Origin of the sequence: Tepidiforma thermophila, assembly GCF_002563855.1 — a bacterium.
Classification (GTDB): domain Bacteria; phylum Chloroflexota; class Dehalococcoidia; order Tepidiformales; family Tepidiformaceae; genus Tepidiforma; species Tepidiforma thermophila.
This window is the reverse complement of the sequence record NZ_PDJQ01000001.1, coordinates 22,066-45,349: the sequence shown is the minus strand read 5'-3', so window position 1 is coordinate 45,349 and position 23,284 is coordinate 22,066. Positions and strand designations below refer to the sequence as shown.

Sequence of the window (23,284 nt, the reverse complement as noted above, 5' to 3'; positions counted from 1 at the left end):
CCCCGCCCGCTGCCCGGCCTTCAGCGCGCGTCGTAGCCGCCGTCGACCGGCAGCACCGTCCCCGTGATGAACGAGGCGTCGTCGCTCGCGAGGAACGCCGCCGCCGCGGCCACCTCCTCCGGCCGCCCCAGCCGCCCCATCGGGTGGAGGCCGACCAGGAACTCCTCCGCCATCTCCAGCGAACGGATCTCCGCCGTCATCGGCGTGACGATGTACCCCGGCGCCACGGCGTTCACCCGCACCCCGCGCCTCCCGTAGATGATGGCAAACTGCCGCGTCAGCCCCACCACGCCGTGCTTCGCCGCCGTGTAGGCGCCCGCGCCGGGCAGCACCGGCGAAAGCTCGGCGCCCGGCAGCGGCGGCCCGACGAGGCCGTTCAGCCCCGCCACCGAGGCCGTGTTCACCACCGCGCCCCCGCCCAGCTCGGCCAGCCGGGCGCACCCGTGGAAGCAGCCGTAGTACACCCCCGTCAGGTTCACCGCGATCGTCCGCTCCCACGAGTGGCCGCGCCCGCCGATCCCCGCGTTGTTGAACACCACGTGCAGCCCGCCCAGTTCCCGGACAGTCCGGTCCAGCGCAGCCACGAACGCTGCCTCATCGGTCACATCCAGTTCAAGCGCGAGGCTGCGCCCTCCGTGCTCCGCGACCCGCGCCGCGACCGCCTCCGCAGCCGCGCCGTCGATATCCGCGCACGCCACGGCTGCCCCCTCCGCCGCAAAGCGCAGGGCCGAGGCTTCGCCGATCCCCGACCCTGCGCCCGTGACGAACGCGACACGCCCCGCGAGCCGCCCCGCCACTCAGCTCTGCTCCGGCGGCCGCGGATTCACCAGCCCGGCGCCCAGCGTCCCCGGGAACACCTCGATGAGCGATTCGAGGTCCCATCCGCCCTTCTTGTAAATCGTCTTCTCCCGCGTCGGCAGGCTCATCAGGCTGATCTCATCGCCTCCCACGATGAAGTCTCGCCCGTTGACGTTCGCCGCCTCCGGCAGGCAGAGGTACACCACCAGCGGCGCGACCAGCTCCGGCGACATCGACGCGATCCGCGCGATCGCATCCTCCGCCGAGGTGGGCGGCGTCGCCGGCTCCTGCCCCTGCGCCGCGAGCTGCGCCCGCCGCGCCCGGGCCGCCTCCATCTCAGGGCTGAGCGTCAGCCGCGTCGCCGCCCGCGGCCGGATGGCGTTCGCCGTCACCCCGTACTTCCCGAGGTCGAGCGCCAGCGTCCGCGTCAGCCCGACGATACCCTCCTTCGCGGCCGAATAGTTCGCCTGCCCGAGGTTGCCGAGCCCCGACTCCGAGCTCGTGTTGATGATTCGGCCGCTCCGCTGCTGCCGGAACACCATCGCCGCATGCTTGGTGATGGTGAAATGGCCCTTCAGGTGCACCGCGATGACCGCATCCCACTCCGCCTCCGTCATGTTGAAGATGATCCGGTCCCGCAGGATGCCCGCGTTGTTCACGAGGATGTCGAGCCGGCCCCACGTATCGAGCGCCTGCTTCACCATCGCCTCGCCGTCCGCCATCGAGGTCACGTCGCCGAAGTTCGGGACCGCCTCGCCGCCCATCTTCTTGATCTCCGCCACCACCTCTTCCGCAGGCGTCGTGTCGCGACCCTCGCCGGCCGCGCTCCCGCCGACGTCGTTCACGATGACCCGGCACCCCTCGCGCGCCAGCGCCAGCGCCTCGGCCCGGCCGATGCCCCGGCCAGCTCCCGTCACAATCGCAACTTTGCCTTCCAATCTCCCGGCCATGCTGCTGTTCGAACTCCTCTGCAGGGGTCTTCGCGGCCGCCCGGGACTCTCCGCCCCGTCGGCCGGCGAGAATCTACCACCTTACCGGCCGACTGTCTTTCGCCCCTGACGAACCATCGCCCCGGCACGTACCATTGCCCCGTGCCCCGCATCCTCGCCCTTATCCCCCACCCCGACGACGAGGCCTACAGCGTCGCCGGGACCCTCGCCCTCGCCGCCCGCGCCGGTTGGATCTGCACCGTCATCGCCATCTCCGCCGGCGAAGCCGGCCAGTGCCACAACGGCGCCGCCGCTGACCCGGCAGCTCTCGCTGACCTCCGCCTCGCCGAACTCGCCCGCTCCTGCGCCGTCCTCGGCGCCGAAGCCGGCCCCTCGCCCCGCCTCCCCGATGGCGGCCTCGCACGCGACCCCCGCCTTGCCGATGCCGTCGCCGCCGCCATCGCCGCCGCCGCCCCCGACCTCCTCCTCACCCTCGGCCCCGACGGCGCCTACGGCCACCCCGACCACCTCGCCCTCCACCGCGCCGTCGTCGCCGCCGTCGACGCAGCCCCCGCACCGCCGGCACTCCTCTTCGCCGCCTTCCCCTCCGGCCTCTTCCTCCCCCAGTACGAACTCTGCAGGCCCATCCTCGGCAACCCGCCCGCCGTCGCACCGGCCGACCTCGGCGTCGAACGCCCCGACTTCCGGATCCCCATCGCCGCCGTCGCAGACCGCAAACGCGCAGCGCTCGCCGCTCACCGCTCCCAGCTCCCCGGCGGCGACCCGGCCGCCATCTTCCCGCCCGGGATCGTGCCTGCCCTCCTCCGTGAGGAGTGGTTCCTCCTCCACCGCCCCGGCGATATGGCCCGGGTCGCCCGCCTCCTGCTCGATATCGAAGCGGCCTGCCCCTGACCGGGAACTCTTGCGGCCACGTTTCGCGTCTTCCATGGCATGACCCCATGGTTCGCCCTCGCAGCGCTCGCCCCCGCCGCCGCGCCCGCCGATGACTCGCCCTTCTGGATCGCCGCCATCGTCGCGGCCGGCGCCATCCTCCTCGTCCTCTTGCTGCTCCTCGGCGGCCCCCGCAACGACCGGCCCCGCCGCTGACCTTCGCCCGTCCCGTGCAGCCCCCTACACTGGGCCCATGACCGTCGGCGTCCTCAGGGTCTCGCTCCGCATCCCCTCCCGCACCCTCAAAGAGAAGCGCGCCATCGTCCGCCCTGTGGTCGAACGGCTGCGCAGCCGCTTCAACGCCTCCGTCGCCGAAATCGATGCCCTCGATGCCGTCGGCCTGGCCGTCATCGCTGCCGCCGTCATCTCCAACGACCCGCGCCACGCCGATGAGCAGCTCCAGGCCATCGCCGCCGCCATCCAGGACTGGCGGCTCGACGCAGAACTCGTCGACCTCGAAACCGAACTCCTCGACGCCTGAGCGCTACCCTCGCCGCGGCCCCATCCGCCCCAGCGCGAAGTCCCGCATCCCGGCGGCCGTCGCCCGGACCAGGTCCCACCGTCCCTCCCGCGCCCAGAGCGCCATCCGCGCCGCCCGCGTGGCCAGGTAGTACGCCAGGAACGCCGCGAACGCCGCCCGCCCGCGGTGTTTCCGGATGAGATACGGCCGGTTCCGCGCCAGGTAGTAGCAGCCGAACGCGCTCGCCTGCCCGCCCAGCGTCGCACCCTTCCGGTGGTACACCACCGACCGCGGCTCGTAGAACAGCCGGTACCCTGCCGCCCGCGCCCGCCGGCAAAAGTCCGTGTCGTCGTAGTAGACGAAGAACGCATCGTCGAGCAGCCCCACCACCCGGAACGCCCCGACGGGCACCAGCAGGCACGAGAGGTTCACCGTCTCGACCGCATGCGCGTACCGGTCCCCCGGCCCCTCCGGCCGGCCGAGCACCCGCCGCTTCCACGTCCCCCGCAGCCAGTCGAACGTCCCCGCGGCATCGTCGAGCACGCCCGGCTGCCCCGCCAGGTACGTCTTCGGCGCAACCATCGTCCGTTCGTCAGCCAGCGCCACCAGCGGCTCGAGGAAGCCGGGCGTCACCTCCGTGTCGTCGTTCAGGAAGAGCACATATTCCAGGTCCTCCCGCTCCCGGAGCAGCGCCAGGGCCCGGTTGCACGCCCCCGTAAAGCCGAGGTTCGCCCCGTTCTCCAGCACCGTTGCAGCGGGCAGCCGCTCCCGCACGCAGGCCGCCGAACCGTCCGCCGAGCCGTTGTCGACCACCCAGAGCTCCCACGCCGGGTAGGTCACCCGCTCCAGCGCAGCAAGGTACGCCGGCAGGTGCGCGCCGGCATTCGTCGTCACCGTCAGGATCGCGACCCGCGGAGCCGTCATCCCCTCGGCGGCTCCCAGGTCTCCGTCTCCCGCCTGCGCCCGCCCGGGATCGCCCGCGCCGGCACGCCCACCGCCGTGTGGAACGGCGGGATATCGCTCACAACCACCGCGTTCGCGCCGATCTTCACGCCCTCGCCGACCTTCACCCGCCCGATCACCTTCGCCCCGGTCCCGATGTTCACATCGTCGCCGATCTCCGGGCCCCACAGTTCGAACGGCCGCCGTGAACTGTTGCCGATGCCCAGCGTCACGAACGGGTTGATCTCCACCCGCTTCCCCAGCCGCGTCCAGCCGTCGAGCACCACGTGCCCGTGCGCGATCAGCAGCCCGCCGCCGGCCCGCACGTGGTTCCCAATCGTCACGTCGAACAGGAACGCGTTCAGCCGCGAGACCGCCGTCGCCGCCCGCGGGAAGCCGCTCTCATACAGAAACACCTGCAGCCGGTAGAGCACCACCGCCGGGAACATATGAATCGCAAACAGCAGGTACAGGAACGTGAACCACGTCGGCCGGTCCCTCCGGATCAGCCCGAAGGTCCGGGGCCACGCCGCGTGCAGCTCGATGTCCTCCCGCAGCAGCGCCCGCAACTCCCGCCAGTTCGCCCGGATCCGCTGCAGCCGACCGCCCATCATCCGCGGCCCTCCCGCTCCGCCTGCTCGCGCAGCCGCTCGTGGAACGCCGGGTTCCGTTCCAGCGCCGCTGCGAACGCCGCGGCCCATTCCGGGTCCTCCTCGAGCATCTGCCGCACGCGCTCCTCATCTGCCGCGATCCCTTCATCGATCGCCTGCCGGATCTCCGGCGACGTTTCGGCCAGCCGTTCAAGGTGCAGACCGATCACCTTCCGCGGCGGCCCGATCGCCACCATTCGCCCCCGCTCCATGAGCGCCGCCCGGTCCGAGAACCGCTCCACCGCAGCGAGGTCGTGCGACACCATCACCATCGTCACCCCCTTCCGCTGCAGCCCCGCGATGTGCTCGTAGCACTTCTCCTGGAACTTCGCATCCCCCACTGCCAGCACCTCGTCCACCAGCAGGATCTCCGGGTCCATAAACGCCGCGATGGCGAAACCCAGCCGCACGTACATCCCCGATGAGTACGTCCGCATCGGCTGGTCGATGAACTCCTGCAGCCCCGCAAACTCCACAATCGCCGGCAGCAGCGCCTCCATCTCCCGCTTCGTCCGGCCCATCAGCAGGCCGTTCATGATCACGTTCTCCCTGCCGCTCACCTGCGGGTGGAACCCGCTCCCCAGCTCGAGCAGCGTGCTCACCCGGCCTCGCACCTCCACCGACCCCCGCGTCGGCTTCGAAAGCCCGGCCAGCAGCCGCAGCAGCGTGCTCTTCCCGCTGCCGTTCGCCCCGACAATCGAGAAGAACTCCCCGCGCCGCACCTCAAAGGTCACATCCCGCACCGCCCAGAGCTCCCGCCGTCGCCGGGTCCGCCAGGCCCGCAGCGCCTGCCCCGGGTGCAGGAGCGTCGTCTTCAGCGCCTGCCCCGGCACGGCCAGCGGGTACCGTCGCGATACCCCGCGCGCCGTCAGCACCACCTCGCCGTCAGATGGCGTCGGCAAAGCCGTCCTCCAGCCGCCGGAACGTCATCCAGCCCGCCGCCAGCGCCGCCGCCGTCAGCGCCGCCGATGCCCCGAGGTGGCTCCACGCCGGGAGCGCCCCGTCGAGCAGGATGCTCCGCCACCCCTCCATGATCGGCGCCAGCGGATTTACATAGGTCAGCCAGCGGTACCCCTCCGGCACCCGGTCCACGCTGTAGATGATCGGCGTCGCGTAGAACAGCAGCGTCAGGAGCACCTCGGTGATGTGCTCCAGGTCGCGGAAATACACGGTCACGCTTGCCACGAACAGCCCCAGCCCGGCCGTCAACCCCAGCTGCAGGACGAACACCAGCGGCAGCCCCAGCCAGGCCGCCGATGGCTCGTTGCCGGCCGCCACCACGAACCCGAGCAGCACCGGCAGCGAAAGCGCAAACTGGAGCGTGGCTCCCAGCACCGTGCTCAGCGGCAGCACCGCCCGCGGAAAACGCACCTTCTTCAGCAGCCCTCCGTTCCCGATGAAGCTCCCGGCCGCGCCCTGCACCCCGCCCTGGAACCAGAACCATGGGAACAGCCCCGCCAGCAGGAACTCCGCCGTAATCCCCGTGCCCAGCACGCGCCCCAGCGCAAACGCCAGCACCGCCCCCAGCGCCAGCGGCCGCGCCAGCGACCACGCCCACCCCAGCACACTCCCCTGGTAGCGCAGTTTCAGGTCGCGGCTTGTCAGCGCCGCCACCAGCTCGAGCGCGTTCCGCAGGCTCCGCTGCGGCGCCGGCCGCGCCATCGCCATCGCCGTCATGCCGCCAGTATCGCCCGCCCACACCCGTCGGAGAAGCGCCCGCCCATCCCGGCTATACTCGACGTGTGATGCGCCGAATCTTCACCGCCGCCTGCATTGCCCTCGGCCTCCTCGCAGCCTGCGCCGGCGACGAACCCCCCGATGGCGCCGTCCACGTCGCCCGCGTCGATGGCACCGTCGGCCCCATCATGGCCCGCTACATCGACCGCATCATCTCCGATGCCGAAGACCAGAACGCCCGGCTCGTCGTTCTCGAGCTCGATACCCCTGGCGGCCTCGACACCTCCATGCGCGATATCGTCCAGCGCATCGGCCGCGCCGATGTCCCCGTCGCGGTCTACGTCGCACCAATCGGCGCCCGGGCCGCCAGCGCAGGCACCTTCATCACCATGGCCGGCCACATCGCCGCCATGGCCCCCAACACCGCCATCGGCGCCGCCTCCGCCATCAACGCCGATGGCTCCGACATCGAGGGCACGCTGGGAAAGAAGATCGAGAACGACGCCGTCGCCTACATCCGCGGCATCGCAGAGCTCCGCGGCCGCAACGCCGACTGGGCCGAGCAGGCCGTCCGCGAGGCCGTCGCCGTCAACGAAAACGAAGCCGCCCGCCTCGACGTCGTCGATTTCGTCGCGGCCGACCTCGATGACCTCCTCCGCCAGTCCGAGGGCCGCACCATCACCCTCCGCCCGGGCGTCACCGCCACGCTCACAGGGCTCCCCGGGGCGCCCCGCGTCGACCTCGAAATGACCGTCTGGGAGCGGTTCCTCGCCTTCATCGCCGACCCGGCCATCGCATCGCTCCTGCTCTCCCTCGGCTTCCTCGCCATCATGATCGAACTCTTCTCACCCGGCCTCGGCGTCCCGGGCGTCGCCGGCGCCATCGCCGTCATCCTCGGCTTCCTCGGCTTCGGGCTCCTCCCCGTCGATACCGCCGGCCTCGTCCTCATCGCCCTCGGCCTCGCCCTCGTCGCTGCCGAACTGTTCGTTACCAGCGGCATCCTCGGCGCCGCGGGGGCTGTCGCCATCGTCCTTGGCGCCATCATCGCCTTCCGCGATACCCCCGCCGACTTCCGCCCGCCGGCCTGGGCATTCGCCACCGCCGGCGGCATCCTCCTCGCCGTCGTCCTCCTCCTCGTCGCTATCGTCCTCTTCGCAGACCGCCAGGCCCGGCGTGCCCGCTCCGACCCCTTCGCCTTCTGACGCGCCTTCTGACGCGCCGCTACTCGTGCCGGGTCGACATCCCCCCGTCGACTGGCAGGACGACCCCCGTCACGTACGCCCCCGCCTTCGACGCCAGGTAGATCGCCGTCCCCGCCATATCCTCCGGACGCCCGATCCGCCCCAGCGGATTGCTCGCCCGGATGCTGTCGCCGAACCGCCGCAGCGTCTCCGCCATCATCTTGCTCTCGAACGGCCCCGGCGCAATCGCGTTCACCGTGATCCGGCTCGGCGCCAGCTTCTGCGCCAGGTGCCGCGTCAGGTGGTGCACCGCCGCCTTGCTCGAAGAGTACGCATAGGTGTCGAACCCCGGCGCCTGCAGCCCGTCGATCGAGCCGATGTTGATCACCCGCGCCGGGTCGTCATCCGTCGCAGCCCGCTCCAGCAGCGGCACCAGGAAGCGCGTCAGGTGGAATACGCCTTTCACATTCAGGTTCATCACCTTGTCCCAGGCATCATCCGGGAACTCGGCAAGCGGCGCATTCCAGTTCGCCCCGGCGTTGTTCACCAGGATGTGGAGCCGCTCCTCCCGTTTCGCCATCTCCTCCGCGAGGTACCGGCACCCGGCTTCCGTCCCGAGGTCCGCCGGGATGGCGATGCACGTCCCCGTCTTCGAAAGCTCCGCGGCCACCTCCGCGCACACGTCCGCCTTCCGCGACGAAATGTAGGTCTTCGCGCCCGCCTCCACGAACCCGCGCGCAATCATCAGGCCGATCCCGCGCGACCCGCCCGTGACGAGCGCCACCTTCCCCGCAATGTCGAACAATCCGGTCATCGCCAACGTCTCTCCTGCCGAGCATCGTGGTGAGGGGCAGCCGCCATTCTCGCCCCGCCCGGCCTTACGGTCCGCCGGCCGCTCCCGGCTCCGCCGCCAGCCCGCCGTCCGGCGCACGCGACCTCCACGCCGCCAGCGCCGGTCCGCCGAACGCCAGGACACCGGCAGCCGCCGCAGCTGCCCCCAGGCCGAAGGCGGCGCCCACGCCCCAGGTATCCACCGCAAACCCGATTCCCGGCGCCAGTACCGCCATCGCGATGCTCAGGCTCATGCTCCCGATGGAAAGCACCGTGGCCCGCCGCTCCGACCCCACCTGCCGGTTGATGGCCCCGGTCATCAGCGGGTAGGCGCACGAATTCAGCGCCATCAGCGCCGGCAGGGCGCCGTACAGCCACAGGCTGGGCCGGGCCGCCAGCAGCCCGAGCAGCACCGCGCCCACGGCTCCCAGCCCGAGCAGGCCCCCGGTCGGCCCTGCCAGCCGCTCCACCCGCCCCGCAACCAGCGCGCCCGCCATCCCCGCCGCGAACAGCGGGACCTGCAGCAGCGAGAACGCCGCGCCGACCTCGACCCCGTTCTCCACGAGGAACGGCTGCACCAGGTAGTGCACCGTCTCAATCCCGGCGACGGCCACGCCGAACAGCAGCAGCACGTAGCGGATGGCCCGCACCCGCCACGCCTCCCGGAACGCCCGCCCGATCGTCAGCAGGTACCCGCGGACGCCGCCCTCGTGCGCCGCCGTCGCCCGTGGCGGTTCCCACAGCGCAAAAGCGACCGCAGCCGCGGCCAGGCAGGTGGCCGCCCCAATCAGGATCGTCGCCCGGGTGTCCAGCACCGCTGCCACCGGCCCGCCGAACAGCGTCGCCAGCCCGACACCCGCCCACGACACCGCCTGCCCGCGCCCCGCCGCCCGCTCGTAGGTATGCTCCTGCCCGCCCGCCTTCAGCGTGTCGTAGAGCAGCGCCATGTCGGCCCCCGACATCAGCGTCGTCGCCACGGCCCACCACGCGAACGACGCGAACAGCACCACCGGCGACGTCGTAAACGCAAAGATGGTCACCGAGGACGCCAGGCTGATTGCCCCCAGCCCCAGCGATACCCGCCGCCCGAACCGGTCCGCAATCGCCCCCGTCGGCACCTCCAGCGCCAGCACCCCGACCAGGTACAGGCTCTCGGCAGCCGCGATCTGCGTGAACGAAAACCCCCGCTCGATCGTCAGGTAGACGATCCACACCGGGATCCACAGCTGAAAGTCGCGCAAAAACCAGAACGCACCGAGCAGGCGGAGATTCCGGCCGATGCGCGCCTCGGGCATCCCGCCAGCCTACCAGCCGGCTCCCCGGCGCGGGAGCCGCCCCCGCGCCCGGCCCTACCGGTTCCCCGGCTGCTGCTGCCCCAGCAGCGTCGCCGGGTCGATGATGATCCCCTGCCCTGCCGGCAGCAGCGCGATCTGGATGTTGTCCCCCAGCTTCTGCAGCGCCTGGAACTGGATCACCTCCGGCGTCAGCGACTGCGCCAGCAGCCGGTTCGCCTCAGCCTGCCCCTCGGCCCGCACCCGGATCGATTCCGCCTCGCCCCGCGCCAGCTCGATCTGCTGCTGCGCCTCGAACTGCCGCTGCCGCACCCGCTCCTGCTCCCGCAGCGCGTCCTGCGTCGCAATCTGCTTCTGCTCGATCGCCGCCTTGAACTCCGCGCTGAACTCGATGTTGTCGATCAGCAGGTCGTTAATCTCGATCGAAAACGGCGCCAGCTCCTGGCTCAGCCGCGCCCGCACCGCCGACCGTATGTTCTCCCGGTTCGGCCCAACATCCACCGTCGAATACTTCACCGTCTCTTCCTTGAAAAAGTTCAACACCCGCGGCTCAATCAGCCGGTCGAACCAGCGGGGGCCCACCGTCCGGTAGAGCGTCTGCACCGCCGAGGGCGACACCGAATAGTTCAGCGTTGCAATGAAGAAGACGTCCTGCGTCTCCTGCGAAAACGCCGTAATGTTCTCGAACCGGTACCGCTGCACCTGCACGCTCTCAATCCGCAGGTCCTGCCACGGCCAGATAAACTGCAGGCCCTCCGGCTTCTGCCCCACAATCTCGCCGAACTGGTACACCACACCCACGTGGCCCGCCTCGATCGGCTTCACCGAGCGGAGCGCCGTGTGCACCCCGACCCAGGCAACGAACACAACGATGGCGCCGCCCATAACCAGCCCGCCGCGAACCCGCTCGGGCGAGCCCGGCGCCGCCGCCCCGCGTGCCGCCCGCCCGACCACGAACACCGTCCCGCATACCAGCACAGCAAGGAACACACTGACAACCCAGGGCATCGAACCGCCTCCGAAACGCGTGATGTCCCCGTCACTCTACCCGCTCAGGCCGAACCCTGCCGTCACCGCCCCCGCCCGCGGCAGCACCACCAGGCGGGGCGGCTCCCCCGCGCGCACAACCTCGACCGGGTGCTCGTAGATGCGGCTCAGCACTTCGCCCGTCAGCACCTCCTCAGGGCATCCCGCAGCAGCCACGCCACCCCGGTGCATCGCAACCACGCGCGTCGCATACGCCGCTGCGAGATTCAGGTCGTGCAGCACCGCCAGTACCGCCTTCCCATGCTCCGCCAGCCCCCGCACGACGCCCAGCACCTGGTGCTGATGGCGGATGTCCAGCGCCGCCGTCGGTTCGTCGAGCAGCACCACCGGCGTGTCCTGCGCCAGCACGCGCGCCAGGCATGTCCGCGCCTGTTCGCCACCGGAGAGCCCCGGGTACGCCCGCCCGGACAGCCGCGCGACATCCGCGGCGGCCATCGCCCGCTCGATCAGCCCCTCCTCGTCCTTCCCCCGGGCCCCCCGCCTCATGTACGGGCTCCGTCCCATCTCGACGACCTGCCGCACCGTGAACGCGAACTCAATTCGCGATTGCTGCGGCAGCACCGACCGCAGCCGTGCCAGCCCGCCCGCACCGTACGCATCCAGCGGCTTCCCGCCGAGCAGCACGGTGCCCCCGCTCGGCCGCAGGTCGCCCGCCAGGAGCCGAACCAGCGTCGATTTCCCGGCCCCGTTCGCACCGACGACCGCCACGAACTCGCCAGGCTCAACCGCCAGGTCCACCCTTCGGACCAGCTCGAACGGCCCGACCCGGAAGCTCACCCCGCGCGCTTCCAGCCTCATCCCCAACCCCCTTGCGCCCGCCGCGTCCGGTGAATGAGCCAGAGGAAATACGGACCGCCCGCCAGCGCCGTCACAACCCCCAGCGGCATCTCCGCCGGCGCCACGACCGTCCGCGCCGCCAGGTCCGCAAGCGCTATCACGGCAGCGCCAAGCAGCGCCGATGCCGGCAGCAGCCGCCGGTGGTCGGGCCCGAGCATCAGCCGCAGCATATGCGGCACCACCAGCCCGACAAAGCCGATGACCCCCGCAAACGACACCGCCGCCGCCGTGGCCAGTGCCGCCAGCGCAATCACCTGCAGCCGCAGCCGTTCAGTGTCGACGCCGAGGTGATACGCTTCCCGCTCCCCAAGCGCCAACAGGTTGAGGCGGTGTCCGTACCGCATCAGCGGCACGACGGCGACAACCGCAGCAAGTACTGCCGGCCTCACATTCGGCCAGGTCGCTCCCCCAACGCTCCCCAGCTGCCAGAAGACCACATTCCGCAATTGCGCATCCGTCGCGTAAAACAGCGCGAACCCGATCAGCCCGCCGGCAATCGCATTGAGCGCCACCCCGGTCAGGACCAGGGTGACCACCTCGGTGCGGCCGTCGCGGCGCGACAGTGCATACACCATCAGCGTCAGCAGAAGCCCGCCCGCAAACGCCGCCGCGGGAACAGACCACATCCCGAGCGGACTTACTCCCAGGATGATGAGCCCCACCGCACCCAGCGCCGCCCCGCTCGAAACGCCGATGATGCCCGGGTCCGCCAGCGGATTCCGGAAAATACCCTGGAGGGCGCACCCGGCAGTCCCCAGTCCTGCCCCCACCATCAGGGCCAGCAGCACGCGCGGCACCCGAATGTTCCACACCACCGCCTCCTGCTGCGGGGTGTACTCCAGTCCCGTCGAGAACCCGGCGTGGTCGAGCAGGATGCCGAGCACCGCCGAAGGCGGTACCCGAACAGCTCCAATCGCCAGGTTCAGAAGGACCGCACAACCCAGCAGAATTGCCAGGGTTGGCAGCGCAGCCAGCCGGAAATGCGCACGGGCGTGCCCGGCACGTCGTGCAAGCTCACTCACCGCCAGGGCCATACCTCTGCCTCCTTGCATTCCTGGCCGGCCCGCCCGCGCTTAGGACGCGAGTCAGGCCGGCCGCGACGCCGCCGCTCGCGGCAGCTCCACCGCCTGGGCCGGGCTACCCCTTGAGTTCCGGGTGCAGCGCCTTCACCAGGTCCATCAGCGCCTTCCCCGCCCGCGGGCCCATCCCAAGCAGGTACTGGTCGTCAAAATCCACCACCCGCCGCGCCTTGCCCGCGGGCGTCTGGGCAATGCCCGGGATCTGCAGCAGGCCGTCCACCCCTCCAACCGACTGCAGACCGGACGTCGTCACAACAATGACGTCCGGCGCAGCCGTCACCAGCGACTCCGGCGTGAGCGGCTTGCTCCCGACTATCCCCGCTTCCGACCCCGCGTCGATCCCGCCAGCCGCCGTTATCAGCATGTCGGCGCCCGACCCCTTCCCGGCCATCGTTTGAACCGTCGAACCCCGCAGGTAAAGGAACGCCACCCGCGGCTTGCTCGTCGCCTTCGCTGCAAGCGCCAGCGCCTCATCAATCTCCGCCTTCGTCTGCTGCGCCAGCAGCCTGCCGCGGTTCGGCACGCCCAGCGCTGTCGCGACGTCCGTAATCTTGCGCTGGATGTCGTCGAGCGACGACACCGTCTTGAACAGCACGACCGGCACCCCTGCCGATCGGATCTGCTCGATGACCGCCGGCGGCCCCGCCAGCTCGCTCCCGATAATCACCGTCGGCTGCAGGCTCAGGATCCCCTCCGCGTTGAGCGATCGCTGGTAGCCAATCTTCGGTTTTTCCCGCGCCTCTGGCGGGTACGTCGCCGAGGTGTCCACCCCCACGACGTTCTCGCCGAGCCCCAGCGCGTACACCACCTCGGTCAGGTCGCCGTTCAGCACGACAACCCGGCTGATGTCGCTGACGGTGATCTCCTCCCCGTCCTTGTCCTTCACGGTCGCCGGCAGCACCGGCCGGGATTCCGCGGTGATCGCCGGCGTCGGGGTCGGCGCCGCCGTCGGACTTTCTTCCGCAGCTGTCGTCGCCGTCGCAGCAGGAGCAGTCGCGCCTGCCTGCGCGTCGTCATCATCGTCGCCCCCGCAGGCGGTCGCGGCCGTCGCCGCCAGGATGCTGGCAAGCCCGGCCAGGACGAACCAACGGAGCCCGTTCCGTGGAATCATGTCACACCTCCTCATCCCAAGTACGGGATGTCCCAAAGATCTAGCATTAGGATTGACTAATAACAAGTGATCGGATTACCATCTCGACTGACGTCGCTTGCCCTGTATGACCGGCAACGCCCATCCATCAGGCCCTGGAGGCACTATGTTCGTCGCAATGAACCGCTTCTCCATTAACCCCGGCCGCGAGGCCGACTTCGAGGCCGCCTGGCGCACTCGCGAGTCCTACCTCGCATCCGTTCCCGGCTTTGTCCGCTTCGCGCTGCTCAAGGGCGATGAACCGGGCGAATACATCTCCCATTCAACCTGGGAATCCCGCGCAGCTTTCGAAGCCTGGACCCGCTCCGAGGCCTTCCGTGCCGCACACAGCCAGGCGCCCATGAGCGGCGTCCTCGCCGCCCCGCCCCGTCTTTCCGTCTACGAGGCCGTTCTCACCCAGGAGGCTCCGGCGCCCGCCTGAGCCGCGGGTTTGTCCCTCACGCTCCCCCTGCTGCGGAGGCCCGGCACATCGTGCCGGGCCTCCATGTTCTCTGTCACCGCCCCCGCCCGCGGCAGCACCGGCACCCCCTAGGGAGCCCCGGCACCGTCCCACAGCGCCGCCTGCGCCGGCCGTTCCCGCGGCGGCTCCAGCCCCAGGTGGCGGTACGCCGCCTCCGTCGCCACTCGCCCTCGCGGCGTCCGGTTCAGGAACCCGCACTTCAGGAGGAACGGCTCGTACACGTCCATGATCGTGTCCGCCTCCTCCGAAATCGCCGCGGCAATCGTCTCCAGCCCCACGGGCCCGCCGTTGAACGTCTCCACCACTGCCCGCAGCACCGCCCGGTCCGATTCATCCAGCCCGAGCTCATCCACCTCCAGCATCGCCAGCGCCTCCCGCGCCGCCTCCAACGTCACGACCCCTCCGTTGCGTACCGCCACGAAGTCCCGCACCCGCCGCAGCAGCCGGTTCGCAATCCGCGGCGTTCCCCGCGACCTTCGCGCAATCTCCATCGCCGCGTCATCCGGCAGCGCCATCCCGAGGATCGCCGCCGACCGCCGCAGGATCAGCGCCAGCGTCTCCGGCTCATAGAAATCCAGCCGGTACACCGAGCCGAACCGGTCCCGCAGCGGCGCGCTCACCATCGCATACCGCGTCGTCGCACCGATCAGCGTGAACCGCGGCAGCGCCAGCCGCACCGACCGTGCCCCGGCCCCTTTCCCGATGACGAGGTCGAGCGCGAAATCCTCCATCGCCGGGTAGAGGATCTCCTCCACCGCGCTCGAAAGCCGGTGAATTTCGTCGACGAAGAGGATGTCCCCCTCTTTCAGGTTCGTCAGCACCGCCGCAAGGTCGCCCGGCCGCTCGAACGCCGGCCCGCTCGTCGTCCGGATCGACACCCCCATCTCGTGCGCGATGATGTTCGCCAGCGTCGTTTTCCCCAGCCCCGGCGGACCGTACAGCAGCACGTGGTCGAGCGGCTCCCCCCGCTGCTTCGCCGCCGCGATCGCAATCGCAAGGTTCCGCTTCGTCCGCTCCTGCCCGGGGAACTCCGCGAGCCGCCGCGGCCGCAGCGAACGCTCCAGCTCCGCGTCCTCGGCCTGTGCCTGCGGCGCCACCACCCGTTCCTCGGTCACGCCGGCAGTATAACGTACAGATGTTCTAGGGCGTCGAATCCCCCGCCACCCGCCGGACCAGCTCCTGCAGCCCCCCCAGCTCATACGGCTTCTGCAGGAACCCGGCCAGCCCGCCCTCTGCAAATTGCTCAGCGGCGTCCTGCTCGGTATAGCCGCTCATCAGCACAACCTTCGCCCCGGGGTCCAGCGCCCGGATCGCACGGAAGGCGGCCTGCCCGTTCATCCGCGGCATCGTCATATCCAGCAGCACCAGCACCACCCGCTCCCGGTGCTGCGCAAACAGCTCGACGGCCGCCTGCCCGTCTTCGGCCTCAAGCACCTCGAACCCCATCCCGCTCAGCGCCCGCGCCGTCACCTTCCGCACGCCCGGCTCGTCATCCGCCACGATCACCAGCCCCGAACCCCGCCACGCCGCAGTCGAACGGGTGCCTTCCTCGGCTGGCGGCAGCTCACCCGCAGCCGGGAGCATCACCCGGAACCGTGTGCCTTCGCCCGGCGCGCTCGTCACCGAGATCCCGCCCTGGTGGCCCCGCACAATCCCCAGCACTGCGGCCAGCCCCAGCCCGCGCCCCGTGAACTTCGTCGTGAAGAACGGGTCGAAAATCCGCGTCAGCGTCGCCGCATCCATCCCCGACCCCGTGTCCGCCACCTCCAGCACCACGTACCGCGCGGCCAGTTCGCCCGGCGTCACGACCGCTCCCGCGAACAGCTCCGGGCGGCCCGGCGCTGCCGCCGTCGTCACGCGGACCGTTCCCTCCCCCGCGCCAATCGCGTCGGAGGCATTGATGACGAGGTTCATCACCACCTGCCGCAGCTGCGTGGCATCGCCCACCACCGGGGGCAGCCCCGGCGCAAGGTCCAGCACCAGCCGCACGCCCGCCCCCACCGACACCCGCAGCAGGTGCGCCATCTCCTCCACCAGGGCGTTCAGCTGCAGCGGCCCGACCACAAACTTCCCGCGTCCCGAGTACGCCAGCATCTGCCGGGCGAGGTCGGCAGCCCGCTGCCCGGCCGTCTCAATGTCGGCAATCGTCGCCCGCACCGGCGATTCCGGCGGCAGTTCGGCCAGCGCAAGCCCCGCATTCCCGAGAATGCCGACCAGCAGGTTATTGAAATCGTGTGCGATCCCGCCGGCCAGCACCGCCAGCGACTCCGCCTTCTGCGCCTGCAGCAGCCGCTGCTCCGTACGCTTCCGCTCCGTCACATCCCGCAGCGTCACGGCAACCCCGCGCACGCCCCCGTCGGGCAGCAGCACCCGCCCGAACGAGAGCTCCAGCACCCGCTGGTTCCCCTCCCGGTCCGTTACCGCCTGCTCGAACGAGGGCGTCCCCCCCGCCAGCGTCTCCGCGATGACCTCGCCGAAGCCGGCCTCGTGTTCCGGGGGCACCACCTCCCGCCAGTGCATCCCCGGCCCGGGAACGACCCCGAAGACGGCGCCGATGGTCTCCTGCATCGCCGGGTTCACCAGCAGCACGCGCCCGTCCGGGTCCAGCAGCGCCAGCCCCTCGTGGATCGCCCGGAGCGTGCCCTCGAGGTCTGCCGCCTGCTCGGCAATCTGCCGCTCCATCTCCCGCTGCCGGGTCACGTCGTGCGAGGTGCACCCCACCCCGGTCACCCTCCCCTCGGCGTCGCGCAGCGGGAAGTAGGCCGATTCAACGACCAGCCGCCGCCCATCTTTCGTCACCCGCGGCATCTCGCCGCGCAGCGCCTCGCCCGAGAGCAGCCGGGCGAACAGCGCAGCGCCCCGCTCGGCTTCCTCCGGCGGCAGGATCATCGTAAACGGCTGACCGAGCGCCTCCGCTGCCGTCCACCCGTAGAGCTCTTCCGCCGCCCGGTTCCAGCTTTCAATCCGCCCATCCCGCCCGATGGCGATCACCGCCTCGGTCGAGCTCTCCACCACCGTGGCCAGCCGCCGGGCCTCAGCCAGCGCTGCCTCGCGCTCCAGTTCGAGCAGGCGCCGCCCGGTCACGTCCCTCCCGGTGTACACCACCCCGGTCACCTCGCCGTCCCGGCCGACTACGGGCCGGATGCGCACCTCGAACCAGCGCTGCTGACCCGGCGTCCGAGACTGCACCTCGAAGGCGACCCACCGGCCCGCCAGCGCCTCCCGCACGCGCGCCACGAGGTAGGGCGCGCTCTCCGGCGAAACGCACGCCTCGAACGGCATCCCCGGCTCCGGCGAAACCCCCCGCCGGAGCCGCGTCCCTTCGGCGAAGGTCGAGTTGAAGGCGATCAGCCGGAGGTCGCGGTCGAGCAGTGCCACCCCTTCATCGGAGTTCTCGAGGATCGTTGCCAGCTTTGCGTACTCGGCCGCCAGCTCCTCCCGCGCACGCTGCAGCTCCCGCCGGGTGCGGGCCTGCTCCGTCACGTCCCGGGCCGACACCAGCACACCCGTCACGCCGCCCTCGCCATCCCGGACCGGGTTCACCTGGATGTCGAAGTACACCCGTCTCCCGGCTGCGTCACGCGCGGCCAGCTCGCCCTGCACCGCCTCCCCCGCCAGCGCCTTGCGGATGACCCCCGCCAGCAGGCCCCGGTGTTCCCCGTCCGCGAACATCACCATGGAGTCGCCCGGCTGCGGCTCGCGCCCGAAAACGGCCCGGGCGAAGGCGCGCGCCGGGCCGTTGCACATCACCAGCTTCCCGTCCCGGTCCAGCAGCCAGAGGTGGTCCTGCGTGCTCTCGAACACGCCCCGGAGCGTTGCCTCGCGCTCGCGCAGCGCCGCGGTCATCGCCCGCTCCCGGCTGATGTCCCGGACGAACGAAGCCGCACCCGTCGGCCGGCCGTCCCGGTCGTACACCAGGAACGTCGATGCCTGCGCCGGGAACACCCGCCCCCACCGGTCCATCCGCTCCACCTCCACCACCTCCGGCGCCGCGCCCGGGTCGTGGGGGCGTTCTGCCGCCGCTGCGATGCCAGACAGCCGCTCCAGGTACTCCTCCCGGCGGTGCTCCGGGACCGTCTCGAGGCCCAGCCCGCCGACCATCTCCGCCGCCGTGTACCCGAACAGCCGCTCCGCTGCCCGGTTCCAGCTCGTAATCCGCCCCTCCAGGTCACGGCCGATGACCGCGTCCTCCGCCGACTCCACAATCGCCGCCAGCCGCGCCAGCTCCGCCTGCCGCGCCCGCTCCTCGCTCAGGTCGACAATCGCCCCCACCGACCCGACGACGGCGCCCGACTCGTCCCGCAGCGGCGTCCCCCGCACCAGCGCCGGGAAGGTCGCCCCATCGGCCCGCCGCAGCTTCAGCTCGACCGAGATATCTGCCCCCGCGGCCAGCTTCGCCACTTCGCGCATCGCCGCCTCCCCGGCGGACCCCGCCACCAGGTCCAGGGCGTTCAACCCGCGCATCTCCGCTTCACTGCGTCCGAAGAGCCGCTCCGCCTCCCGGTTCCACGTCAGGATCCTGCCCTTGCGGTCCGTCGCGACCGCCGCAACCCCCAGGTGCGCAAACAGCTCCGCCTCCCGCCGCAGCCGCTCCTCCATCGCTCGCCGCGGGCGCAGGTCCCGCGCCACCCCCTCCACCGCCCAAGGCCGGCCTTCCCGCGTCACGACCCGGCTGTTCACCTCCACCGGCACAACCTCGCCCGTTGCCGTGGTGATATGCAGTTGGAGCAGCGACGCATCGAGGAGCCCGTCGCGCTTTTGCTCCAGCTCCTCGGCGGCCCGCGCAGCCTCCGCCGGGTCGCGGACGAGCTGCAGCATATGCATGCCCACCAGCTGATCCTGACCGTAGCCCGTCAGCCGCTCCGCCGCCGGGTTCACCCACCGCAGCCGGCCGTCGAACCCCAGCGTGAACATGGCATCGTTCACCGCCGCCGCAGCCAGGCGTGCGCCGGCCTCCTGCGGCCCCAGCCGCTCCAGCACCGCCAGCCGCGCCAGCAGGGCAGCCACGTCGCCCGCCGGGTAGACGTCGCCAACCCCGGCCTCGAGCGCAGCCTCAACGCCGCCGGGGATGTCCGTGAGCCCGGCGATGACCGGCAGCGCCCCCGTTTCCGCCTCCGCGGCCCACCGCGATGCCTCCGCGCCGGATATGCCATCCACAACCGCGGCCTCCGCCGGCCTGCCGTCGCCCTCGTCCGCCGCCAGCACATGCCCCGCCGCCTGGAGCCCCTTTGCCAGCTCCTCTGCTCCGCCCGCGGCGGCAATAAGCCGAACCCTCACCCGTCCCTCCGCATCTCAGCGCGGATACTAGCCCAGGGTGCCTCCCCTTCGCGTAGGGGAAATCACCGAAATTCCGCGACCCGCCCGCCCCGGAGCCGCCCGAACAGGCCCCACGTTCCGCAACAGATGCCCGCCACGTCCCCAATCGCCACGGCCATTCGGCCCCTCCCGGCGTCAACCGCCCTGCGCAATACTGACCGCATGACCATCCTCTGCGCGCTCCCCCTCCCCGACCTCCACGCCCTCCCCGCAGCCGCCCGGCCGCTCGCCACTGCCCTCGGCCTGCCGCTCCTCGGCACCGCCGTCTTCGACCCCGCCGCGAGCGCCGACCCGGCCCGCCCGGCCGCACTCGTCGCCGCCATCCGCGCCGCCGCCGAAGACCTCGAAGCCATGCTCCCCGCCGGTGTCGCATCCGTCGGCCTCGCGCTCCGCCTCTACGGCGAACCCGAGTGGGCCCCGCCCGTCCGCCGGGCCATCGAACTCGATGCCCGCCTCCTCGCCGTTGACTCCCGCGAAGGCCCCGGCCTCAGCAGCCTCGGCGAAACCGTGCGGGCCGCACCGGTGCCCGTCCTCGCCATCGGCCCGCGCTACAGCCCCGCCGATGAGGCGCCTGTCCGCGTCCTGGCCCTCACCGATGGAAGCCCCACGGCCGCCGCTGTCGGTCCCGGCCTCGCCGGCCTGCTCCAGGGCGCCGCGGTCCCGGTCGAGCTGCTTGCCGTCGCCGTCCCCGCCCTCGGCGAAGCCCCGCGGGAGCGCGAACTCGAACTCGCGAATGCCCTCGAAGAGCTCGAGGCCGCGATGCCCGGCGTCCAGGTCGTCCACCGCCGCGTCGAGCCCGCGCGCTCGTTCGAATCGGTTGCCGCTGCCGCCATCCGCGTCGCTCGCGAATCCGCGGCCACCCACATCGCCCTCTCTACCCACGGCCGCGGCCGCGCCCTCCGCTTCCTCCTCGGCTCGGTTGCCGATGCCCTCGTCCGCTCCAGCCCCCTGCCGCTCCTCCTTGTCGCGCCCCCGGGGGAACACTCCGGTGTCTGAAGCCCGACCCGTGCCGGCCTGGCACACCCTCGCCGCCGACGAGGTCGCAACGGCACTCGGCGCAGGACCCCACGGGCTCACCAGCCGGGAGGCCGCCGACCGCCTCGCCAGCTCCGGTCCCAACGTCATCGACCCCGTCCCGCCGCCGCCCTGGTACGCCACCCTCCTCCACCAGTTCACCTCTCCCGTCATCTACATCCTCCTCGTCGCCGCGCTCGTCACCCTCGCCCTCGAGGAATGGATCGATGCGGGCGTCATCGCGGCCGTTCTCGCCCTCAACGCCACCATCGGCTTCACCCAGGAGCGCCGCGCCGAACGGTCCGTCCGCGCCCTCATGGGCCTCGTTGCGCCGCGCGCCCGCGTCATCCGCGACGGCCACGAACGCGACATCGACAGCCGCGACCTCGTCCCCGGCGACCTCGTCCTGCTCGAATCCGGCATGCGCGTCCCCGCCGATATCCGCCTCATCGCCGTCAACGACCTCGTCGTCGACCAGTCGCTCCTCACCGGCGAATCCGAAGGGGTCGCGAAATCCGCCGACCCCAACCCCGACCCCGCGACGCCCATCGCCGAGCGCTCCTGCATGGCCTATTCCGGCACCATCGTCGTCCGCGGGCGGGGCCGCGGCTACGTCGTCGCCACCGGCATGCAGACCGAACTCGGCGCCATCGCCGGCAGCATGCGGACCCAGGATATCCCCACAACTCCCCTCCAGGAGCGGATGGAGCGCTTTGCCCGCGCAATCGGAATTCTCGTCGCGGCCGGGGCCCTCGTCTCATTTGTCCTCGGCGTCATCGTCGGCGAATCCCCCTCGCAGATGTTCCTCGTCGCGGTCGCCCTCTCGGTCGCCGTCGTCCCTGAAGGGCTGCCCGTCGCCTTCACCATCGCCCTCGCCCTCGGCGTCCGCCGCATGGCCCGCCGCAACGCCATCATCCGCAAGCTCCCCGCCGTCGAAACCCTCGGCAGCACCACCGTCATCGGCTCCGATAAAACCGGCACCCTCACCGAAAACCGCATGACCGTCCGCGAAGCCTGGACGGCAGCCGGCACCCGCGCCGTGCCCCCGCCCGGCTCCAGCACGGCGCCGGACATCTCCGAACTGGAGCGCCTCCTCTTCGTCACCGGCGTCATGACCAACGAAGCTGACGCCTTCCTCACCGATGACGGTTATGAAACCAGCGGCGACCCCACCGAGGCCGCCCTCCTCCTCGCCGCCATCGCTGTCGGCCTCGAACCGGCCGACCTCCGCGCCGCCCCCGTCCTTGCCGATGTCCCCTTCGAGTCAGAACGCCAGTACTCGGCCAGCTGCCGCACCTGGGAGGGCCGCCCCGCCTGGTTCGTCAAGGGCGCCCCCGAGCGCATCGCCGAGCGCTCCGCCAGCATGCTCACGCCCGCCGGCGAAGCGCCGGTGGACCGCGCCGCTATCCTCGCAGCCGCCCACGACCTCGCCAGCCGCGGTTACCGCGTCCTCGCCATGGCCTGGCGCCCCCTCGACGCCCCGCCCGACCCCGACGACCACCCCCGCGACCTGGTCTTCCTCGGCCTCCAGGCGATGATGGACCCGCCGCGGCCCGGCGTCCGCGAAGCGATCCGCGGCTGCCAGCAGGCCGGCATGCGCGTCATCATGATCACCGGCGACCACGCCACCACCGCCAGCGCCATCGCTGCCGAGCTCGGGATTGCACCCCCGGGCGCCCCCGTCCTCCCCGGCCCCGAGGTCGATACACTGGACGACGACGCGCTCCGCGCACGCCTCCGCGAAACCTCCGTCATCGCCCGTGCAGCACCCGAGCACAAGCTCCGCGCCGTCCGTGCCCTCCGCGCCGACGGCCACGTTGTCGCCGTCACCGGCGACGGTGTCAATGACGCCCCCGCCCTTCGCGCAGCCGATATCGGCATCGCCATGGGCCGCTCCGGCACCGATGTCGCCCGCGAGGCCGCCGACATGGTCCTCGCCGACGACAACTTCGTCACCATCTACGCCGCCGTCGAAGAAGGCCGCGTCACGTTTGAAAACGTCCGCAAGGTCACCTTCTTCCTCGTCTCCACCGGCGCCGCCCTCCTCATCGCCATCCTCGCTTCCGTCGCACTCCAGTGGCCCGTGCCGATGGTCGCTGCCCAGTTCCTCTGGCTCAACCTGGTCACCAACGGCCTCCAGGACGTCGCCCTCGCCTTCGAACCCGGCGAGAAAGATGTCCTGCGCTACCCGCCGCGCAGGCGCTCCGAGGGCATCATCTCGCCCCTCCTCTGGGAGCGCACGGCCGTCGCCGGCATCATCATGTGCATCGGCACCCTCGCCCTCTTCCGCTGGGAGCTCGACCAGGGTGCCAGCCTCGAAGCCGCCCGCACCGTCGCCCTCACCACCATGGTCCTCTTCCAGGCCTTCCACCTCGGCAACGCCCGCGTCGAACGCCAGTCCGCCTTCGCCCGCAGCCCCCTCAAAAACCCGTTCCTCTTTTATGCAACCGTCGCGGCCCTCGCCCTCCACATCGCTTCGCTCTACCTCCCGCCGACCCAGTACGTCCTCCGCGTCGAGCCGCTCCCCCTCGAAGCCTGGCTCCGGATGATCCCGGTGGCAGCCTCCGTCATCGTCGTCGTCGAACTCCACAAGCTCCTCGTTCGCCTTCGCGGCGGCAGCCCGCTCTACCGCACCCTCGTGCGCCGCGCCTGACGCTGCCGCCCGTGCGG

General features: G+C 71.2%; 21 protein-coding genes. 7 read left to right on the top strand and 14 right to left on the bottom strand.

Features of this window, described 5'->3' with window-relative positions:
* Nucleotides 1–20: 20 nt before the first annotated feature.
* Together A9A59_RS00230 and A9A59_RS00225 are read right to left on the bottom strand one after the other, a co-directional pair.
* A complete protein-coding gene (locus tag A9A59_RS00230) occupies nucleotides 21–797 on the bottom strand; it encodes an SDR family NAD(P)-dependent oxidoreductase (RefSeq protein WP_098502357.1) in 777 nt (258 codons plus the stop codon).
* The gene (locus tag A9A59_RS00225; RefSeq protein ID WP_098502356.1) at nucleotides 798–1,748 is read right to left on the bottom strand and encodes an SDR family NAD(P)-dependent oxidoreductase; all 951 of its coding nucleotides are present in this window, start codon (nucleotides 1,746–1,748) and stop codon (nucleotides 798–800) included.
* A gap of 141 nt (nucleotides 1,749–1,889) precedes the next feature.
* Here A9A59_RS00225 and A9A59_RS00220 point away from each other — a divergent pair, with 141 nt between their 5' ends.
* Genes A9A59_RS00220 through A9A59_RS00215 form a run of 3 tightly spaced genes read left to right on the top strand, consistent with a single transcriptional unit; the run spans nucleotide 1,890 to nucleotide 3,159 of the window.
* Nucleotides 1,890–2,639: a PIG-L deacetylase family protein gene (locus A9A59_RS00220; RefSeq protein ID WP_165772390.1), complete on the top strand. Its 750-nt coding sequence runs from the start codon at nucleotides 1,890–1,892 to the stop codon at nucleotides 2,637–2,639.
* 39 nt (nucleotides 2,640–2,678) lie between these two features.
* On the top strand, nucleotides 2,679–2,834 hold the full coding sequence (locus tag A9A59_RS13850) for a hypothetical protein (RefSeq protein ID WP_165772389.1): 156 nt from the start codon (nucleotides 2,679–2,681) through the stop codon (nucleotides 2,832–2,834).
* Nucleotides 2,835–2,871: 37 nt separating this feature from the next.
* On the top strand, nucleotides 2,872–3,159 hold the full coding sequence (locus tag A9A59_RS00215) for a DUF503 domain-containing protein (protein ID WP_165772388.1): 288 nt from the start codon (nucleotides 2,872–2,874) through the stop codon (nucleotides 3,157–3,159).
* A 3-nt stretch (nucleotides 3,160–3,162) separates the two neighbouring features.
* Here the strand turns inward: A9A59_RS00215 and A9A59_RS00210 are convergent, their stop codons facing one another.
* The 4 genes from A9A59_RS00210 to A9A59_RS00195 are packed head-to-tail and all read right to left on the bottom strand — an operon-like array spanning nucleotide 3,163 to nucleotide 6,407.
* Nucleotides 3,163–4,062 carry a glycosyltransferase family 2 protein gene (locus tag A9A59_RS00210; protein ID WP_098502354.1) on the bottom strand — a complete coding sequence of 300 codons (900 nt, stop codon included), beginning with the start codon at nucleotides 4,060–4,062 and terminating at the stop codon, nucleotides 3,163–3,165.
* Complete coding sequence (locus tag A9A59_RS00205; protein ID WP_278286737.1) at nucleotides 4,059–4,691, bottom strand: serine O-acetyltransferase; 633 nt, start codon at nucleotides 4,689–4,691, stop codon at nucleotides 4,059–4,061. Before A9A59_RS00205 ends, A9A59_RS00210 begins: the two co-directional genes overlap by 4 nt.
* Nucleotides 4,691–5,632: an ABC transporter ATP-binding protein gene (locus A9A59_RS00200; RefSeq protein ID WP_098502353.1), complete on the bottom strand. Its 942-nt coding sequence runs from the start codon at nucleotides 5,630–5,632 to the stop codon at nucleotides 4,691–4,693. The genes A9A59_RS00205 and A9A59_RS00200 overlap by 1 nt, the downstream gene beginning before the upstream one ends.
* The gene (locus tag A9A59_RS00195; RefSeq protein ID WP_098502352.1) at nucleotides 5,616–6,407 is read right to left on the bottom strand and encodes an ABC transporter permease; all 792 of its coding nucleotides are present in this window, start codon (nucleotides 6,405–6,407) and stop codon (nucleotides 5,616–5,618) included. The genes A9A59_RS00200 and A9A59_RS00195 overlap by 17 nt, the downstream gene beginning before the upstream one ends.
* Nucleotides 6,408–6,475: 68 nt before the next feature.
* Between A9A59_RS00195 and A9A59_RS00190 the strand changes: the two genes are divergently transcribed.
* On the top strand, nucleotides 6,476–7,609 hold the full coding sequence (locus A9A59_RS00190) for an NfeD family protein (protein WP_479725457.1): 1,134 nt from the start codon (nucleotides 6,476–6,478) through the stop codon (nucleotides 7,607–7,609).
* Between the two features lie 19 nt (nucleotides 7,610–7,628).
* On the opposite strand, the gene A9A59_RS00185 is transcribed toward A9A59_RS00190, so the two are convergent.
* The 6 genes from A9A59_RS00185 to A9A59_RS00160 form a co-directional block, all read right to left on the bottom strand.
* On the bottom strand, nucleotides 7,629–8,402 hold the full coding sequence (locus tag A9A59_RS00185; RefSeq protein ID WP_098502350.1) for an SDR family oxidoreductase: 774 nt from the start codon (nucleotides 8,400–8,402) through the stop codon (nucleotides 7,629–7,631).
* A gap of 64 nt (nucleotides 8,403–8,466) precedes the next feature.
* On the bottom strand, nucleotides 8,467–9,714 hold the full coding sequence (locus A9A59_RS00180; protein WP_098502349.1) for an MFS transporter: 1,248 nt from the start codon (nucleotides 9,712–9,714) through the stop codon (nucleotides 8,467–8,469).
* A 54-nt stretch (nucleotides 9,715–9,768) separates the two neighbouring features.
* A complete protein-coding gene (locus A9A59_RS00175) occupies nucleotides 9,769–10,719 on the bottom strand; it encodes a prohibitin family protein (protein WP_098502348.1) in 951 nt (316 codons plus the stop codon).
* Nucleotides 10,720–10,755: 36 nt separating this feature from the next.
* A complete protein-coding gene (locus A9A59_RS00170) occupies nucleotides 10,756–11,556 on the bottom strand; it encodes a heme ABC transporter ATP-binding protein (RefSeq protein ID WP_098502347.1) in 801 nt (266 codons plus the stop codon).
* Nucleotides 11,553–12,629: a FecCD family ABC transporter permease gene (locus tag A9A59_RS00165; protein WP_278286736.1), complete on the bottom strand. Its 1,077-nt coding sequence runs from the start codon at nucleotides 12,627–12,629 to the stop codon at nucleotides 11,553–11,555. Before A9A59_RS00165 ends, A9A59_RS00170 begins: the two co-directional genes overlap by 4 nt.
* A 103-nt stretch (nucleotides 12,630–12,732) precedes the next feature.
* Complete coding sequence (locus A9A59_RS00160; RefSeq protein ID WP_098502345.1) at nucleotides 12,733–13,785, bottom strand: heme/hemin ABC transporter substrate-binding protein; 1,053 nt, start codon at nucleotides 13,783–13,785, stop codon at nucleotides 12,733–12,735.
* 145 nt (nucleotides 13,786–13,930) lie between these two features.
* On the opposite strand from A9A59_RS00160, the gene A9A59_RS00155 reads away from it, so the two are divergent.
* Nucleotides 13,931–14,245: an antibiotic biosynthesis monooxygenase family protein gene (locus A9A59_RS00155; RefSeq protein ID WP_098502344.1), complete on the top strand. Its 315-nt coding sequence runs from the start codon at nucleotides 13,931–13,933 to the stop codon at nucleotides 14,243–14,245.
* Nucleotides 14,246–14,352: 107 nt separating this feature from the next.
* Here the strand turns inward: A9A59_RS00155 and ruvB are convergent, their stop codons facing one another.
* On the bottom strand, nucleotides 14,353–15,399 hold the full coding sequence (gene ruvB / locus A9A59_RS00150; protein WP_278286735.1) for a Holliday junction branch migration DNA helicase RuvB: 1,047 nt from the start codon (nucleotides 15,397–15,399) through the stop codon (nucleotides 14,353–14,355).
* 25 nt (nucleotides 15,400–15,424) lie between these two features.
* Nucleotides 15,425–19,561 (bottom strand): PAS domain-containing hybrid sensor histidine kinase/response regulator, encoded by a 4,137-nt coding sequence (locus tag A9A59_RS00145; protein ID WP_098502342.1) that lies wholly within the window; start codon nucleotides 19,559–19,561, stop codon nucleotides 15,425–15,427.
* A 201-nt stretch (nucleotides 19,562–19,762) separates the two neighbouring features.
* Between A9A59_RS00145 and A9A59_RS00140 the strand changes: the two genes are divergently transcribed.
* Both A9A59_RS00140 and A9A59_RS00135 read left to right on the top strand, forming a co-directional pair.
* The gene (locus A9A59_RS00140; RefSeq protein WP_098502341.1) at nucleotides 19,763–20,596 is read left to right on the top strand and encodes a universal stress protein; all 834 of its coding nucleotides are present in this window, start codon (nucleotides 19,763–19,765) and stop codon (nucleotides 20,594–20,596) included.
* Complete coding sequence (locus A9A59_RS00135) at nucleotides 20,589–23,267, top strand: cation-translocating P-type ATPase (RefSeq protein ID WP_278286734.1); 2,679 nt, start codon at nucleotides 20,589–20,591, stop codon at nucleotides 23,265–23,267. The genes A9A59_RS00140 and A9A59_RS00135 overlap by 8 nt, the downstream gene beginning before the upstream one ends.
* The last annotated feature ends 17 nt before the right edge of the window (nucleotides 23,268–23,284 follow it).